This is a genomic window from Micromonospora sp. NPDC051925 (assembly GCF_044548625.1).
In the GTDB taxonomy this organism is placed as follows: Bacteria; Actinomycetota; Actinomycetes; order Mycobacteriales; family Micromonosporaceae; genus Micromonospora.
Genome location: NZ_JBIUCH010000021.1, coordinates 132,709 through 148,682, shown reverse-complemented (window position 1 = coordinate 148,682; position 15,974 = coordinate 132,709). Strand labels below are relative to the sequence as shown.

At 69.9% G+C, this 15,974-nt stretch carries 10 protein-coding genes; 2 read left to right on the top strand and 8 right to left on the bottom strand.

Annotation, left to right across the window (positions count from 1 at the left end; translation table 11 throughout):
- Nucleotides 1-74 precede the first annotated feature (74 nt).
- The gene (locus ACIG87_RS26060) at nucleotides 75-401 is read right to left on the bottom strand and encodes a hypothetical protein (RefSeq protein ID WP_396853975.1); all 327 of its coding nucleotides are present in this window, start codon (nucleotides 399-401) and stop codon (nucleotides 75-77) included.
- A 185-nt stretch (nucleotides 402-586) separates the two neighbouring features.
- On the opposite strand from ACIG87_RS26060, the gene ACIG87_RS26055 reads away from it, so the two are divergent.
- A complete protein-coding gene (locus ACIG87_RS26055; RefSeq protein ID WP_396853974.1) occupies nucleotides 587-3,199 on the top strand; it encodes a CHAT domain-containing protein in 2,613 nt (870 codons plus the stop codon).
- A gap of 168 nt (nucleotides 3,200-3,367) precedes the next feature.
- Here the strand turns inward: ACIG87_RS26055 and ACIG87_RS26050 are convergent, their stop codons facing one another.
- The 3 genes from ACIG87_RS26050 to ACIG87_RS26040 form a co-directional block, all read right to left on the bottom strand.
- Nucleotides 3,368-4,969, bottom strand: coding sequence for a cellulose binding domain-containing protein (locus tag ACIG87_RS26050; protein WP_396853972.1), 1,602 nt, complete (start codon nucleotides 4,967-4,969; stop codon nucleotides 3,368-3,370).
- Nucleotides 4,970-5,392: 423 nt separating this feature from the next.
- Entirely contained in the window at nucleotides 5,393-6,367 is a 975-nt protein-coding gene (locus tag ACIG87_RS26045) for a transcriptional regulator (RefSeq protein ID WP_396853971.1), read from the bottom strand.
- An 862-nt stretch (nucleotides 6,368-7,229) separates the two neighbouring features.
- The gene (locus ACIG87_RS26040) at nucleotides 7,230-8,504 is read right to left on the bottom strand and encodes a cation:proton antiporter (protein ID WP_396853970.1); all 1,275 of its coding nucleotides are present in this window, start codon (nucleotides 8,502-8,504) and stop codon (nucleotides 7,230-7,232) included.
- 594 nt (nucleotides 8,505-9,098) lie between these two features.
- On the opposite strand from ACIG87_RS26040, the gene ACIG87_RS26035 reads away from it, so the two are divergent.
- Entirely contained in the window at nucleotides 9,099-10,283 is a 1,185-nt protein-coding gene (locus ACIG87_RS26035; protein ID WP_396853968.1) for a Cmx/CmrA family chloramphenicol efflux MFS transporter, read from the top strand.
- A gap of 67 nt (nucleotides 10,284-10,350) precedes the next feature.
- Here ACIG87_RS26035 and ACIG87_RS26030 read toward each other — a convergent pair whose 3' ends face one another.
- From ACIG87_RS26030 to ACIG87_RS26015, 4 genes are all read right to left on the bottom strand, one after another.
- Nucleotides 10,351-11,508 (bottom strand): 3-deoxy-7-phosphoheptulonate synthase, encoded by a 1,158-nt coding sequence (locus tag ACIG87_RS26030; protein WP_396853967.1) that lies wholly within the window; start codon nucleotides 11,506-11,508, stop codon nucleotides 10,351-10,353.
- Nucleotides 11,509-11,571: 63 nt separating this feature from the next.
- Nucleotides 11,572-11,865: a chorismate mutase gene (locus ACIG87_RS26025; protein WP_396853965.1), complete on the bottom strand. Its 294-nt coding sequence runs from the start codon at nucleotides 11,863-11,865 to the stop codon at nucleotides 11,572-11,574.
- Nucleotides 11,866-12,244: 379 nt separating this feature from the next.
- The gene (gene pabB, locus ACIG87_RS26020) at nucleotides 12,245-14,317 is read right to left on the bottom strand and encodes an aminodeoxychorismate synthase component I (protein WP_396853963.1); all 2,073 of its coding nucleotides are present in this window, start codon (nucleotides 14,315-14,317) and stop codon (nucleotides 12,245-12,247) included.
- 52 nt (nucleotides 14,318-14,369) lie between these two features.
- Entirely contained in the window at nucleotides 14,370-15,950 is a 1,581-nt protein-coding gene (locus ACIG87_RS26015) for an MBL fold metallo-hydrolase (protein WP_396853961.1), read from the bottom strand.
- Nucleotides 15,951-15,974 lie beyond the last annotated feature (24 nt).

The window sequence follows — 15,974 nt, the reverse complement described above, 5'->3', positions numbered from 1 at the left end:
ATCACCGCAGCGGCCCTCGTACTCCTGCACGTCGAGCACAACCGCACAACCTGATCACCCAACGCCACGACCCGTTACGCGGAAAGGCTCACTGGATAGTCATGGGTGCGCAACCAGGTGGCGACCCGTTGGACGTCGACGTCGGCAGCGAGCAGTTGCCGGGGCCGGTAGAGGATCTCCCGGCTCGCTGCGGTGTACCGGCGCACGTTCTGGTCGGCGGCCAGCGCCGCTTCGAACGCCTTCTGGTAGGCACCGGCGTCCGTGTCGCCACCGACAGCCGGGGCCGGGCGCGGCACGACGCCGAACGGTGCCGCCGCCGCCAGCGCCGACAGCGCCAGGATCCGCCGTCGGGACATCCGGCCGGCCGGGCCCGGCACGGTAGGGTGGTCAGACGGCGGCACGGATCCTCCATGCTCTTGAGAGAAGCGCGCCCACCGATGGCAGGCGTGGCGAATTCCCCGACCGCCAATTATTCCAAACCATCGCTGCTTGTCAATCGCACAACCAGCAGGACACCCATTGACGACATTCCCGCGACGGATTTCCGACATTGACTCGCGGCTGTTCGTCGTGGACTCTCTATGGCATGCCCGACAGCACCGGTTCCGGTGCCGTGACGGCCCAGGCGGCGCTCGACGCCGTCCAGCGATACCCACCCGAGGCGATCACGATCGCCCACCAGGTGCTCGCCAGCCAGACCGCCGACGACGACGAGCGCTCCACCGCCGAGCGGGCCATCGGCCTGGCCCTGCGCGAGCTCAACGACCTGACCGGCGCACTGCGCCACCTACGCCGGGCGGTACGAGCCGCCGGCACACCCCGTACCCAGGCACTGGCCCGGATGAGCCTCGGGTACGTGCTGGCCAATGCCGGTCGTACCGCTGCGGCGCTGCGGGCCGTGACCGCCGCGCTGCCCCAGCTCACCGGTGCCGACGCCGGCCGCGCCCGGATGCAGCGGGGGGTGGTGCTGCACTACCGCGGACGCTATGACGAGGCGGTGCGTGACTACGGCATCGCCATCGACATCGCCCAACGCGAAGACGACCCGCTGCTGGAGGCTCGCGCCCGCAACAATCGCGGACTACTCAACGCACACCGGGGCTCCTCCGGCGGCACCGACGACGACCTTTCCCGGGCGGCGGCTGTCTTCCACCGGCTCGGACTCGACCTCGCGGCGGCAGACGCCCGCTGGAACAGCGGCATCGCCGCCGGGCAACGCGGCGAAATCGCAGTGGCGCTGCGCTGCTTCGCCGACGTCGACGAGGAGTACCGGCGGCTCGCCGTTCCCCGTCCGGCGCTGCTGCTGGACCGGTTCGAGCTGCTGCTGTCGGTGCCGCTGCTCGACGAGGCGGTCAAGGTCGCCGCCGCCGCAGTACGGGAGCTCCACCACAGAGGAATGGCCTCGGACCTCGCGGAGGCGCTGCTCGCCCAGGCACGGGCCGCGCTGCTCGCCAACGACCTGGACACCGCGACCGCGGCTGCCGCCCAGGCCCGGGTCAGATTTCGGCGTCAGGGCCGCCGCACCTGGGCCGCCTTCGCCCGGCACGTCGAACTGCGCGCGGAGTTCCGCCGGGGCACCCGAACGGCGGCCCTGCTCACCGCGATGGTGCGGACGGCCGGCCAACTCGACGCCACCGGATGGCCCGGCCCGGCGCTGACCACCCGCATCGAAGCCGGCCTGCTGGCCGCCGCCTCGGGTCGCGTCGGCCGAGCCGTCGCCCTGCTCGACGTGGCCGCCCAGGCCCGCCGTCGAGGCACCGCCCCCCGCCGCGCCCAGGGTTGGTACGCCCTGGCCCGGTCGCGTCGGCTCACCGGGGACGACCCCGGCGCGGCCCGGGCACTGCGCCGAGGGCTGGCCGTACTCGACCGGCACCGCACGTCGCTCGGTGCCACTGAGTTGCGGGCCCACAGCGGGACGTACGGGCAGGAACTGGCCGCCGAGGGCCTCGACATCGCGGTCCGGGCCGGCTCCCCGGCCCGGACCCTGGCCTGGGCCGAACGCTGGCGGGCCAACACACTGCGGATGCGGCCGGCGCTGCCCCCTGACGACCCGGACCTGTTCGCGGCGCTCACCGAGCTCAGGCTCGTCAGCAGCCTGTTGGAGGACGCAGTGCTGGCCGGCCGGCCGGCCCACGCCCTACGCAGCCGGCAGTCGCGGCTGGAACAGCGCATCCAGGACCTGGCCCGACGGGTGCCCGGCGGGACCGGCGTGGTGACCCCGCCCGGCGTGGGCATGCTCGCCGGGCGGCTCGGCCCCCGCGTGCTGGTCGAGCTGGTCGCCCACGGCGACCGGCTCCGGGCGGTGCTGGTCCGCGATGGCCGGGCCAGCCTGCACGACCTCGGCCCGCTCGCCGAGGCGGTGCACCTGGCCCGGTGGCACCGGTTCGCCCTACGCCGATTGGTCACCACCGGCGACACGACCACCGCGCGGGCCGGGGCACGGCACGCCGCAGCCGCACTGGACCACCAGCTCTTCGATCCGTTGCGGCGGCAGCTCGGCGACCGTCCCCTGGTGATCGTGCCGGTCGGGGCCCTGCACGCCGTTCCGTGGTCGGGGTTGCCGACCTGCGCCGGACGCCCCGTGACGGTTGCCCCGTCGGCCACGGCCTGGCTCAGGGCGGACGGCCGGCAACCATCGGCCGGGCCCTCGGTCCTGGCCTGCGGGCCGCGGCTGCCGGCTGGCCGGGCCGAGGTACGCCGACTCGCGCAGGTGCTGCCCGGGGCCACACTGCTCACCGGTGCGGACGCCACCGCCGACGCGTTGACCGCGGCGCTGGACGGGGCCGGCCTGGTCCACATCGCTGCCCATGGCACCTTCCGTGCCGACAATCCACAGTTCTCCACCCTGGAGCTGGCCAACGGACCGCTGTTCGCGTACGAGTGGGAACGGGTCTCCCGTCCGCCCGGCTGCGTGGTGCTCTCCGCGTGCGACTCGGGGCTGACCGGGGTGCGTCCCGGCGACGAGGTCATGGGCTTCACCGCCGTGCTGCTCGCCCTGGGCGCGGGATGCCTGATCGCCACCGTGCTGCCGGTGCCGGCCGACCCCACCACCGCGCTCATGCTGGACCTGCACCGACGGATGCGGGCCGGTATCCGCCCGGCACAGGCTCTCGCCGACGCCCAGCAGGCCTTCGTCACCCCCGGCGACAGCACCGCCCAGGCCACTGCGGCGGCGTTCGTCTGCCTCGGTGCCGGTTGACGCCGCGCCGATCCACCGTATCGGTCCGGATGAAGCTGTGCTGCGTCCCGGCACCACACGTCGGCCCCTCACCGCCGGCTAACCGAGGTCGCCAGCTGAGCTCGGTGCGGGCCCCGGAGGTGAGGAGGCCCCCTCCTATCCGGAAAGCGACAGCAAGGGGGCCCTTCCTTACCGGCAGGGGGTGCCGTTGAGGGAGAAGCTCGTGGGGGCCGCGTTGCTGCCGCTCCACGTACCCTGGAAACCGAACGAAACGCTCGCGCCGGCCGCGATCGTGCCGTTCCAACTGGCGTTGCGGATCGTGACGGCGGAGCCGGACTGGGCGTAGGTGGCGCTCCAGAGCGTGGTGATCCGCTGGTCACCCGGGAAGGTGAAGGCCAGGGCCCAGCCGTCGACGGCGGTCGTGGCGGTGTTCTCGATCGTGACGTCGGCGACGAATCCGCCGGGCCATTCCGACTGCTTCTGGTAGGTCACCGCGCAGGTGGGGCTGGGTGGCGCAGTGGTCGGGCCGGTCGGCGGGTCGACCCGGACCTCGTTGGTCGCGATCGACACGTTGCCCGCCGCGTCCCGGGCCCGTACGTAGTAGCGGTTGGGCACGGACGGCGCGAGTGACACCGGGTAGCTGGTGCCCGGCACGGTGGCCACCAGCGTCGAGGTGAAGACCCCGTCCCAGCGGTAGACGTGGTAACCGGTCACCCCGACGTTGTCCGTCGAGGGTGTCCAGTTCAGCTTGGCGGACGTGGTGGTCACGTCGCTGACGGTCAGCGTCCCTGGGGCGCTCGGCGGCACGGTGTCGGGGCCGGTGTCGGTCGCCGGGGTGATGATGGTGAGCGGATCCGACGACTGTGAACTGTGCCCGCCCGAGTCACTGGCCTGCACGATGACGCGATACTGCGTGGCCGGCCTGAGTGTGATCGTGGCCGTGGTGACGTTGCCGACCCGGACGGATTCCGCCAGGTCGTAGAACGCCCGGAAGTATCCGATCGTGTATCCGGTGATGTCGCAGCAGCCGGGCTCGGCCGCCGTCCAGGTCAGGGTGACCGACGTCGAGGTGATCCGGCTGACCGCCAGGTTCCTCGGCGCGGTCGGCGGGAGGTCGGCCGGAGGCGTCGAGCTGGTCGCGTCGACGGTGTTGGACGCGGCCGACAGGTTACCCGCGGCGTCCATGGCGCGTACGTAGAACTGGATGTGCGGGCCGGGTCCCGTCGTGGCCGAGGGCGGCAGCTGGTACGTCGTCGACGTGACGGTGCCGAGCAGCGTGGAGGTGTACCAGCCGTCGAACTTGTAGACGTGGTAACCGGTCACGCCGACGTTGTCCGGCGCGGCCGACCAGTACAGCGTGCCGTTCCGGTTGGTCAGGCTCGTCGGTGAGCCCGGTGGCACGGTGTCCGGGCCGCTGTCGGTGGCCGGCGCCACCACGATGATCTGGTTCGACCAGGGGGAGGTGTGTCCCGCCGAGTCCTTGGCCGCCACCCTGATGGTGTACTGGTGGGTCGGCGAGATGTTGATCGTGGCCGTGGTGACGTTTCCGACCGTCGTGGTCGGGATCACGTCGCTGAACGGCTCGGGGTACATGATGGTGTAGTTGGTGATGGCGCAGCAGCCGGGGACGGAGGCGGTCCAGCTCAGGGTGACCGACGTCGAGGTGACCCTGGCGGCCGTGAGCAGCGCGGGCGGGGCCGGTGGCGCCGGTGTGACGGGCGGGGTCGATGGTGGGACGGTGCTGGCCAGCGTCGACACGGTGTCGGCGCCAGCCGCAGGGGCGGTCGCCACGCCCGCACCCAGGACCGCGACCGGCAACGCGGCCAAAGCCACGACGGGCGGCCACATGCGACGGAGCAACGATCTGAGACTGGCGTCCGCCATGTATGGACGATGCCGTTATTGATAGATGCACGTCAAGGTATTGCTTGACATCTGACATGCCCGACGGTGCAGCATGGGATACCTCCGTTGGCACCGCTCCACCGCCGGGCTGGGTGGGCCGACCCGACCACCGGGCAACCGCACGCGCCCACGGGGTCAACTGGTTGGACGACCACAAGGTGGTCGTGGCCGGTGTCGTCGTGAGCAACGACTGCGGGGTGGTCACCGCGGGGATGGGCACCGTGGCCTGCACCGCGGCGGTTCCAGAATGGGGCGCTCGGGATGCTGCCGGTGTTTGCTATCGAGCTGCGTCCGTACCACACGAGCCGGTCAACCGGCCACCGATTCTTCGCTTCGGCGTAGCTGTTGAGCCATCCCGATGAGGTCCTCGGCGCAGGCGGAGAGGATGTCGGCCACGGCGCTCCTGCCGTGCGACGGAACGGTGGGGGCGAGGCGTTTCCACTCCTCGGCGCTCCGCAACTGCGTGCGCAGTTGGCGCAGGACGAGTCGTCCGCTCTCGTTGAGCCGAATGGAAGGATCTCGGCACAGCCCGTCGAAGATCTTGATGCGGTGTGCGAGGTCGGGGACGGCCTTCATCTCTTGGCGGTCCGCGCCGGCGTCCCTGGGGCCGCCATTGGTCATCTCACCCCTGCGGGCCTTGTCAGGGACCGGCTCCAGGCCGCTGGCCAGGCGTTGCCGGACATCCCGCGCAGTGCCCACGGAGATCCCGGCCCGCCGGGCGATGTCCCGTAGCGAGGCCGCCGGATTCTGTCTGATCATCTCTGCGGCAGCGCAGCGCCCGGCGGTGGTGCTCGACGGGCGCACCCGGCCGTCACGACCGACGCGCGCCAACGACTCGGAACCCACCTCGGTCGAACGCCGCCGGAGTTCCCCCACACTCTTGGCGTTCATGCCGGTCATCTCCGCGATACTCCGGTCTGACCAGTTCGGATGGGAGCGGAGGATCCGCAGGGCGGCTCGCTTCCGCTCCTCACGGGACAGCGGCAGGCCGTGCCTCATGTTCGACTCGACCGCGATCAGGAAGGCCGTCTGCTCGTCTCCGTCGAACCACTGTGCGGCGATGGTGGCCTGACCGCGCAGTATCGCGGCCCGGAGCCGATGCATCCCGTCCACCACGCGCATGGTCGGCCGATGGACCATGATCGGCGGGAACTCCACCTCGCTCTCGGCGAGCGCTTTCACATGCTCGGAGTCGATCTCGAAACGTGGCGAGTCCGCAGGAAGCAGCGAGTGCAACTCGATGTCAAAGCATGGCGTCTGCCCGGAATGTGCGACTTCCGGCATGAATGCCTCCAGTGGTGGTGTGGTGGGCGCAGGCAGGTGGGGTGGCGACTCACTGGTGGGTGTCTCATGCGGTTCGACCGCCCCGTCCAGGGGACGACCTGTCCGGACGATCAGTGCGGGCGAAACCAAGGGACGCCCGGCGGGCGGTCAGGTCGGCTCACGAGCCGCTTCCGACTGCGGCGATGACCGGGGTACGCAAGGGCACTCCCCGATCGGACGGTCGGCGCATGCCGAGCGCGCCGACCCGCGACGGACCATGCCGTCGCACCTCCCGGTACGGATCGACGAGTTGGCGGTGCCGGTCCTTGGGCGCGCACAGTCGGCCCCGGCGCGACCCGCCAGGGAAATCCACAGGTTCCGTCGGATGCGCTGATGTCGATCCCGCAGTGCCTGCGACCGCTCTCGCCGGCATTTGAACCGGCTCACACTGCCGGGCATGCATGTCGCTCGCAGAATCATGCGATTGCGAACCTTCCGGGAAACGAACGACTCGATTGCGACGCTGAGTAACCGGAAGGTGACAATATACATCCCTCGGGGAGGCGTCAATCAGTCCACAGAGATAGGTGATGACCTTCTTCTTGGTCTTTTTGATCATCTAGGCCGCTTCGGCGCAGATCGGCACGCATAGTTTCTGCGACATTCATCCACATCAACGCAGGCCAATGAAGAAGTGAAGGATCGCCCGCTACCAGGCGATGATTCGACACGACCAACGGAACCGGGTCGCCCACCTCCGTGCTCACCAGCCGGCGGCCGTCCGCCTACCGGGCCGGCCGACGGTGACATGGGGCACCCGGAGGGCATAAAAGGACGAAACGCGCGCAGCGCACGGGGATACCGATGAGGACGGGTCGGTGACTCACGTGCCCGGTGGCCGCGCGACCACCGACCGGCCTGGCGCGGTTCGTGCCGCCTCCCGCCACTCCTGGGACAGTTGGAGCAGGTCGGCGTCGACCATCTGCCGGGGATACGACCACCGCAACAGCGGCGCGGTCATGGCTGTGGTCACCACGGCCATGACGACCATCAGCGAGTAGAGGTCCGTGTCCAGCAGATGCAGTTGGAGACCGACGCCCAGGATGATCAGCTCGGTGAGGCCACGGGTGTTCATGAGGATCCCCATCGTCGTGGCCGCCCGCCCGGACTGCCCGCTGACCCGCGCGCCGGTGTAGGCGCCGACGAACTTGCCGCCGATCGCCACCAGCAGGATCAACGCCAGCTCACCGAGTCCGTCGCCGCCCACCGCGGCCAGGTTCACGTTCAGCCCGGCCACCGCGAAGTACGCCGGCAGCAGTATCCAGCTGACCATGCCGACCCGGTCGCTGATCTGCGTGCGCAGCCGTTCGGTGGCCTGCCGCGGAATGATCACACCGGCGAAGAACGCGCCGAAGATGAAGTGCAGCCCGAACCACTCGCTGAGCCCGCCGGAGAGGAGCAACAGCACGATCAGGACGATGACCGGCCCGAGGGTGAGTTCCCGCGTGCCGCGGGCCTGGGCGGCGACGATCCTGCCGAGCAGCGGCCGTACCACCCACAGCATCACCAGGAGGTAGGGCACCGCCAGTAGCACCTGCCAGGAGCGCTGGCCTCCGGTGAACGCCACGATGGCGGCAAGCAGGAACCAGGCCACCATGTCTCCGATGGCCGCGCTGGCCATGGCCAGCGCGCCGATCCTGGTGTGCTGGATGCCCCTGTCGGTGAGGATCCGGGCGAGCACCGGGAACGCCGTTATCGACATGGCCGCCCCCATGAACAGGACGAATCCCAGCTGGCTGGCGACCCGGTGGTCGGGCCAGAGGTGCAGCGCGAGCAGGCAGCCGAGGCCGAAGGCGAACACGATCGATCCGATCGACACCCCGGCCGCCGCACGTCGGCTCCCGCGCAGCAGCCGGTGGTCGAGTTCGAGACCGACGACGAACATGAACAACGCGACGCCGAGGTTTCCGAGCGTGACCAGATGCGGCCGCACGTCCAGCGGGAAGAGCGTCTCCGAGACGACGCCGTCGAACAGGGACGGACCGAGCAGGATCCCGGCGAGTATCTCGCCGATCACCGGCGGCTGCCCGCACCGTCTCGCCAGCGCGCCGAGGAGGTGCGCCGCCGCCAGGATCAGTGCCAGGGCGAACATCGTCATCGCAGTCTGGTGGGGGTGCATGTGACCTCTTCTCCGTAGTGGTGACGTGACCGGGGGGAACAGGTTCCCCGCCGCCTGGTGACCGGGGCCGGGAGGCACTCGGTCGCGCCGTGGGAACCCGCCCGCTCCGGACCCGGGACCAGGTGGAGGTCCCGGTGCTGGGCGGCCTCTCGGGCCGCGATCTTCGCTGCGCGGCCCGAGAGGGACTGACCCACCGGACGCTGGCCGAGGCCGTGCTGCGTCGCCCCGCCAGGGTGGACTCGCCGTCCGGGACGGCCGCACGCGAGAGCTGTCAGCGGGTGCGCGGGACAGATCTCGTATGCGCCAGAAGCGTTAGACAAGTCGGCCCCGGCGTTGCTATGTTGTGGGGCGTGTCCAGTCCTGAGGCGGAAAGAAGCTAGCCACCGGTGATTCGGTGGCTGATCGCGTAGTCGCGTGACGACCCTGCTCCCGAGTTGAGCAGCGCGTCGTGGATTCGCCGTCGATCAACCGCACCGTGGGATTTCGTCTGGGCCTCTCTCCAGGCTCTCTCAACGCGACCGCTTTCGCGCGGGGTCGTGTCTTCTTCGTGTGCGATGTAGTTGGAGCTTCTCAATGCCTTTTGCCATTTACGTTCTCGGGCTGGCGGTATTCGCCCAGGGGACATCGGAATTCATGCTTTCTGGTCTGGTGCAGGACATCGCCGCCGATCTCGGCGTGTCCATTCCGGCCGTGGGCACACTGACCTCGGCCTTCGCCGTTGGCATGATTGTCGGTGCGCCACTGGTCGCGATGCTGAGCATGCGCTGGCCCCGCCGTCGGGCGTTGCTGACCTTCCTCATCACCTTCCTTCTGGCGCACGTCGTCGGCGCCCTCACCTCCAGCTTCGAAGTACTGCTGGTCACCCGGGTGGTCGCTGCCCTGGCCATGGCAGGCTTCCTGGCGGTGGGCCTGGCGACCGCGGCGAGCATGGCCGGCCCGCAGGCCAAGGGCCGGGCCACCTCTGTGCTGCTGAGCGGCGTGACCCTCGCCTGTGTGGCGGGCGTTCCCCTCGGTGCCGTGCTCGGTGAGGTCTGGGGCTGGCGCGCGGCGTTCTGGGGCGTGGCCGCCATCTCCGCCCCCGCCGTCATCGCCATCCTGCGTTCCGTGCCGCCCACGCCCGTCGCCCCGGACGCCCCGTCCGCCCGGCACGAGCTGCGGACGCTCCGCAGCCCGCAACTGATCGTGACGCTGCTGCTGGGAGCGTGCGTCAACGGCGCGACGTTCTGCTCGTTCACGTATCTGGCACCGTTGATGACCGAGGTGACCGGCCTCAGCTCCACCTGGCTGCCGGGCATCCTGGCGCTGTTCGGCATCGGGTCGTTCGTCGGCGTCAATGTGGGCGGCCGGCTGGCGGACAAGCATCCCCTCCAGATGGTGGCGTTCGGCGGCATGTCGCTGCTGGCAGGTTGGCTCCTGTTCGCCCTCGCCGCCGCCAACCCGGTCACCGCCCTCGTGTTCGTGTTCGTACAGGGAGTTCTCTCGTTCGCTGTCGGCTCCACGCTGATTTCGCAGGTTCTCTACCTGGCTGCGGACGCACCGAGGCTCTCCGGTGGGTTCGCCACCGCGGCGATGAACGTCGGTGCCGCGGCCGGTCCGGCTCTCGGCGGTGTGGCTCTCAGCGCAGGCCTCGACTACCGCTCGCCGCTGCTGGTCAGCGCCGCCCTGGTGGCCACCGCGCTGGTGCTCGGGGCCGTGGCCCGGGCGTTCGGCGGCAGCACCACACGCAGCCCGGTGGAACTCCAGGAGGCTCACTCCTGACCGGCGGCACCTGACCTGGGCCGGTGGCCCTCCCCCGGCACCGGGGACCGGCCACCGGCCCGGCCTACTACAACAGCGTGAGGAAATGGGCGACTAGTTCCACCGACTGTTCGGGGTTGAGCCGGGGATCGCAGGTGGATCGGTAGTCGGTGAACCGCGGCTCGGCGCTGCGGGAGGAGACACACTCGGTGACCGGGTCCGGGGTCAGCTCCAGGTGCAGCCCGGCCGGCCACCGGCCGTTGGCCTGCAGGATCCGGGTGAAGGAAGTGATCTCGGCCCGCATCGACTCGATCAGCCTCGTCTTGAAGCCGGCCAGTCGTAGCCCGTTGCCGTGCATGGGGTCACACAGCCAGACCACCGGCGCGCCGTAGCCGGCCACCGCCTCCACGACCGGCGGTAGCAGCCGGTCGACCTCCTTGGCGCCGAAGCGGGCGATGAAGGCCAGCCGTCCGGGTACGCCCTGTGGGTTCAGGGTGCGGCTCAGTTCGACGGCATCCTGGGGAGATGTGGACGGGCCGAGCTTGACCCCGATCGGGTTGTGCACGGACTGGGCGAGTTCGAGATGGGCGCCGCCCGGATTGCGGGTCCGCTCGCCGATCCAACCGAAGTGCGTGGACGCGCTGTACCCGCCCCGCACACCGCCGCGGACCAGTGGGCTCTCGTACGGCAGCAGCAGAAGTTCGTGGGAGGCGTACACCCGCTCGATGATCGGCCGTCCCGACCAGGACCGGCGGAGTTCGTTGAGCACGGCACCGGAGCAGTGGTAGGCGGTGATCAGCCGACGCGGGTCGGGGACGCGCAGTACGGGGTCGAAGGCGGGATCGTTCACCGCGTCGCCGCAGTAGCTGGGCATCTGCCGGCCCGAGTCCTCCGTCTCGAACGGGGAGGACCGTGGTTTGCCGTACTGACCGGCGATCCGACTGATCGCCACGGCCGGCAGTCGGCTGCCGGCACGCAGGAGCGCCGCGAGGCCCTGCAGGTGGTCGACCTTCTGCCGGACGAGTTCCGGCACGGCCTCGTGGAACCGCTCGGCGCAGTCTCCGCCCTGCACGACCAGTGCCGAGCCGTCGGCGACCAGCGCCATGCCCCGCATCAGGTCGACGACCTCGTCCTCGGTGGTGAGCGCCGGCAGCGCGGCCAGCTCGCGCTCCGCCTCCGCCAGCGCCATCTCGTCGGGCCAGTACGGCTGTTGCAGGGCCGGCCGCCGGGTCAGTGACGTGTCCATCGTGTTCTCCTTCGCCCCACAGTGAGCTGTCGCTTCCGCTGTCGCCGTCCACACGGCGGGAGGTCACCGCTGGTCACCGGAGGCCCAATCGATCACCGCGTCCTCGACCCGGCACATCTCGCCGATGATGGCGTCGTGGAGGTTCACCAGGAAGCCGGCGTCGAGGCCGTTGGCGGCGGCGCACCGGGCCGCTCTCTCCTTGACCAGCTGGACCCGGCGGGGTTGCAGCACCGGCAGGTCATGCTGTTCCTTGTACTTTGCGATGTGGACGCCGCGGTCGATGCGCCGCCGGAGCGTGTCCAGTAGTTCCTCGTCGAGAAGATCGGGTTCAGCGCGCAGGTGGTACTGATCGGTCATGGGTTCGGGTCGCCTCCGCCCGTCTGGTGGATGATCCGGACAACCTCACGGCAGCTTTCCTGGTGCTCTCCGAGCCCAAGTCCCACCAGCCGCCGCAGGCTCCCGAAGGTGGCGTCGGTGCCCTCAGCTGCGTCGTCGACCACGCAGCTGAGGGCACCCGGGCGTCCCGGAGGGCCTGACGCGCCGACCCGGCGTGGGGGTTGGCCCGCTGGATCTCCTCGTACACCTGCGGAGGGTTCAGGCCGACGTGCTGGAGGTTGACCGGCGGCCATGCGGGTCTTGACCGACAGGGTGTCGGCCAGCACCGCCCCGGGCCGCATGAGGTCGGACACCGGGGGTGACGGCTTTGATGGCGACCTGCTCGTGCACCGCCGGAACGTCATCGCCGCCCACCGGTCGTCGTGGCGGTGGTGTCCAGGGCGGAGAGCATGGCACGTGCCTTGACCATGGTCTCGGTGAACTCCTCCTCGTGGTCGGACAGGGCCACGATCGCCCCACCGACACCGAACTCCGCCCGGCCCGCCGAGAGCACGATGGTGCGGATGACGATGCTGAGGTTGGCCGCGCCGTTCAGCGAGAACCAGCCGAGGGCACCGGAGTACACCCCACGCGGGCCGTTCTCCAACCGATCGATGATCTCCATGGTGCGTTTCTTGGGCGCACCGGTCATGGAGCCGCCCGGGAAGGCCGCCCGGACACAGCCGGCGGCGGTCGTGCTGGGACGTAGCCGGCCGCGGATGGTCGACACCAGCTGGTGCACGGGCGCGTAGGTCTCCACGCCGAACAGCCGCGGCACGTGCACCGAGCCGATCGCGCAGACGCTGTTGAGGTCGTTGCGCACCAGGTCGACGATCATCAGGTTCTCGGCCCGGTCCTTCTCCCTGCTGACCAGGTCCTGCCGGAGCCGGTCGTCCTCCTCCACGCTGTCGCCCCGGGGCCTGGTCCCCTTGATGGGCTTGGACTCGACGCTGCCGTCGGTCCCGATGGTGAGGAACCGCTCGGGTGACGCGCTGAGCACCGACAGCTCCGGGAACTCCAGCAGCGCGCCGTAGGGCACCGGACTGACCGTACGCAACGCGGAGTAGAGCACCGACGGCGTCGCCTGGGTGGGCACCGTGACCATGTTGGTCAGACAGATCTCGTACGACTCGCCGTTGCGGATCTCCGCCAGGCACGCGTCGATGCGTTTGAGATAGGCGTCCTTGTCGTGGCGGGCCTGGGCCTGCGGGCCGAAGTCCGTCACCATCTCGGCGCCGCCGCGAAGGACGGTCGAGAGGTCGGTCGGGAGGTCGGTCGGGCTCCACTCGCCCAGGTCGGCCAGGCGGTCCGCCGTGTCCGCCAGCCAGGCGCGGGCCCCGGTGTCCCGCCCGGGCCGTTCGAGGGCCAGCAGGTAGCAGCAGCGGTCCTGGTGGTCGAGCACGATGAGTCGGTCGACGAACAGCAGTGCGGCGTCCGGATGGGCGGACCGGTGTGCCGGTTCGCCGATCGTCTCGGCCTTGAGCTCGTATCCGAGGTACCCGACGTAGCCCAGGTTGAACTCGAACGGCAGCGCCTCGGGCGAGGGGGTGCGTCGACGGTCCAGCTGGTCCTCCAGGTACGCGAAGAAGGGCTGGCGGATCTGCGTCACCTGCCCGTCGGTATCGCGGACCGAGACGACCCCGTCCTCCACCCGGTAGGTCACGTACTCGGCGAGCGGGCCGCTGTCGTCACCGAGGAACGAGAACCTCGATACGCCCTCGATGAGGGTGCTGCTGTCCAACCAGAACGTCGCACCGGACGTCGACAGACAGCTCCGGTGGACCGCCTGGGCGTCCGGCAGCGCCTCGATCCGACGTACGTGCGTCTCGTAGGACGGGGCCGGCTCCCGCCGGGCCCGGTTGGTCGACAACGCGAGGTCGCGGAAGTTCGCCAGCAGTTCCCGGCCGAATTCGCTACCCACCGACTCCGGATGGAACTGGACGCCCCACAGGGGCTTCTCGCGGTGCCGCAGGCCCATCACCACGCCGTCGTCGCTCCAGGCGATGGCCTCGAGTTCGTCGGGGAGGTCGCTGGCGGCCAGCGAGTGGTAACGGACCGCGTCGAACGGGGACGGCAGCCCCTTGAACACGTCAACGCCGGTGTGCCGTACCGGTGACACCCGGCCGTGCATCGGGCTGGGGGCCAGGCTGACGGTGCCGCCGAACACCTGGGCGATGCCCTGGTGGCCGAGACAGACACCGAGTACGGGAAGGCCGCTGTCCAGGATCGCCTGCCGACTGATGCCGAAGTCCCGCGCCCGCTCGGGGCTGCCGGGCCCGGGTGACACGACGACGGCGTCGAAGTCCTCGACGCGGATCCGCGACCAGTCCGAGTCGTTGGGTACCACGACGGGCGGCTGACCGGTGGCCTCACCGATGTACTGGAAGAGGTTGTAGGTGAAGGAGTCGTAGTTGTCGATCAGGAGGGTGCGCATGGCGGGGCCGCCTTGTCGTCGGGGGCACGGTGCGGGGTTCGATGGGACGCAGTCACCGGTGCAGCGTCCGCCGGAGGTACAGCCGGTCGGCAGTCCGTCCCTTGTCGCGTACGTGCTTCACCAGCAGGTCACTGTCCACGACAGCCGGATGGTTCTCGTCGTAGTCGATGGCCATCACCACGCCCAGCCAAGGTTCGAGACCCATCGCGTAGACGTACACCTCGTCCGGGTCCAGAGCATCGACGATGTCCTTGGCCTGCGGGAAGTTGGAGCCGTTGAGCCGCCTGCTCTGGTCGGTACGGCGGTCGAGCGGCGTGCCGTACAACGGGCCGTAGATCCAGCTCGCCGCCGCGCCGATGCTCTCCATGCCGATGAAGACGGTGTCCACCTTTCCGATCACCTCGGCGACCTTGGCGTACATGGTCGGGGCGATGTTGGTGGAGTCGGCGGCGAACAGCACGGACCGCTCACCGAACCGGATCAGCCAGCCGGTCTTGCTGCGGATCCGCAGGTCACCGTGCTCTCCGAGGAAGGGCAGGGCGACCACCTCGGCTGATCCGCAGCGCACCGTGTCCAGGTCGTCGACCTCGACGACGTGGGAGAAACCCAGCCGCCGCAGGATGCCGCCGAGGCCGGGATCCACCAGGCTCGCGTTGGAGGACTTGGGGATCAGCACGGTGCCGACCCGGTGCCGGATGCGGATCAGCGTCTCGAACAGCATGTGGTCCTGGTGGTTGTGGGTGATCAGCAGGTAGTCGATACGGTCGGGCAGGTCGGCGAAGGTGAACCGGGGCTCCACCGCACCGGGGTAGCCGCCGTTGCTCAGCACCGGGTCCACCAGGAACGTGGTGCCCTCGTGCCGAGCGAACACGCAGGCGTGGCCCACGTACTCCAGCACGTCGCCGGTCACGGCGTCGGCGCGCCGTGGGGTGGGCTCGAAGTACGAGGTGAACAGGTCCGCGCGTGCTCCGGTCAACCCGAGCCGGGCCGTGACGTCGGCCAGTTCGGTCCGGGTCAGCTCCCCCCGGAAGACCCGGTCGAGCAGTGGCGACTTCAGCGGCACGTCGACGAGGAGCTGGTCCGGTGCGTACTCCAGCATCGGCGTGGTCAGCGCGAACTCGCGCGCGTCCCGGGTGACCGGACCGAACCGCACCTGCTGCCATGTCTCGTCGTAGTACTCCGACGTGAACATCAACGGTTCGATGAACCGGTAGTCGGCGGTGCGGTTGTCCCTGCCGTAGAAAACCTCCAGGCGACCGGCGAGTGCCGGGGGCAGCTCCTGGTAGACCGGGTCCAGGCACTCGCCGTGGTAGCGCGGAAGGATCTCCTCCTCCACCCGCCTGATGGCCTCGAAAAGCTCCCCGAGCCGTTCCCGTTGCGGGGCGGTGGCCCGGTACCAGGAGGCGATCCGGTCGTAGTGCTCATGGGCGTGCACCCATGGGCCACCGTGCATCTTCCGCTGCCTGACGGCCGTGGCGTGCACCTGCGGGTCGCTGAGATAGCTGTCGACGATCGGGATGAACCGGTTGCGGACGAACCGGGCCAGGGTCTGTGGTGGAAGGAGGTACGACCAGCCGTACCAGCCGGCGATCACCGGCTCGACGGCGATGTCCTGGCGCAACGAGTAACCCATCTGGTGGACCGTCCGTTCTCGCTG

Excerpts from the sequence above, each read along its gene's own strand:
- ACIG87_RS26055 (WP_396853974.1), top strand. The coding sequence starts at position 587 with ATGCCCGACAGCACCGGTTCCGGTGCCGTGACGGCCCAGGCGGCGCTC.
- ACIG87_RS26045 (WP_396853971.1), bottom strand. The coding sequence starts at position 6,367 with ATGCCGGAAGTCGCACATTCCGGGCAGACGCCATGCTTTGACATCGAG.
- ACIG87_RS26040 (WP_396853970.1), bottom strand. The coding sequence starts at position 8,504 with ATGACGATGTTCGCCCTGGCACTGATCCTGGCGGCGGCGCACCTCCTC.
- ACIG87_RS26035 (WP_396853968.1), top strand. The coding sequence starts at position 9,099 with ATGCCTTTTGCCATTTACGTTCTCGGGCTGGCGGTATTCGCCCAGGGG.
- ACIG87_RS26030 (WP_396853967.1), bottom strand. The coding sequence starts at position 11,508 with ATGGACACGTCACTGACCCGGCGGCCGGCCCTGCAACAGCCGTACTGG.
- ACIG87_RS26025 (WP_396853965.1), bottom strand. The coding sequence starts at position 11,865 with ATGACCGATCAGTACCACCTGCGCGCTGAACCCGATCTTCTCGACGAG.
- pabB (WP_396853963.1), bottom strand. The coding sequence starts at position 14,317 with ATGCGCACCCTCCTGATCGACAACTACGACTCCTTCACCTACAACCTC.
- ACIG87_RS26015 (WP_396853961.1), bottom strand. The coding sequence starts at position 15,950 with ATGGGTTACTCGTTGCGCCAGGACATCGCCGTCGAGCCGGTGATCGCC.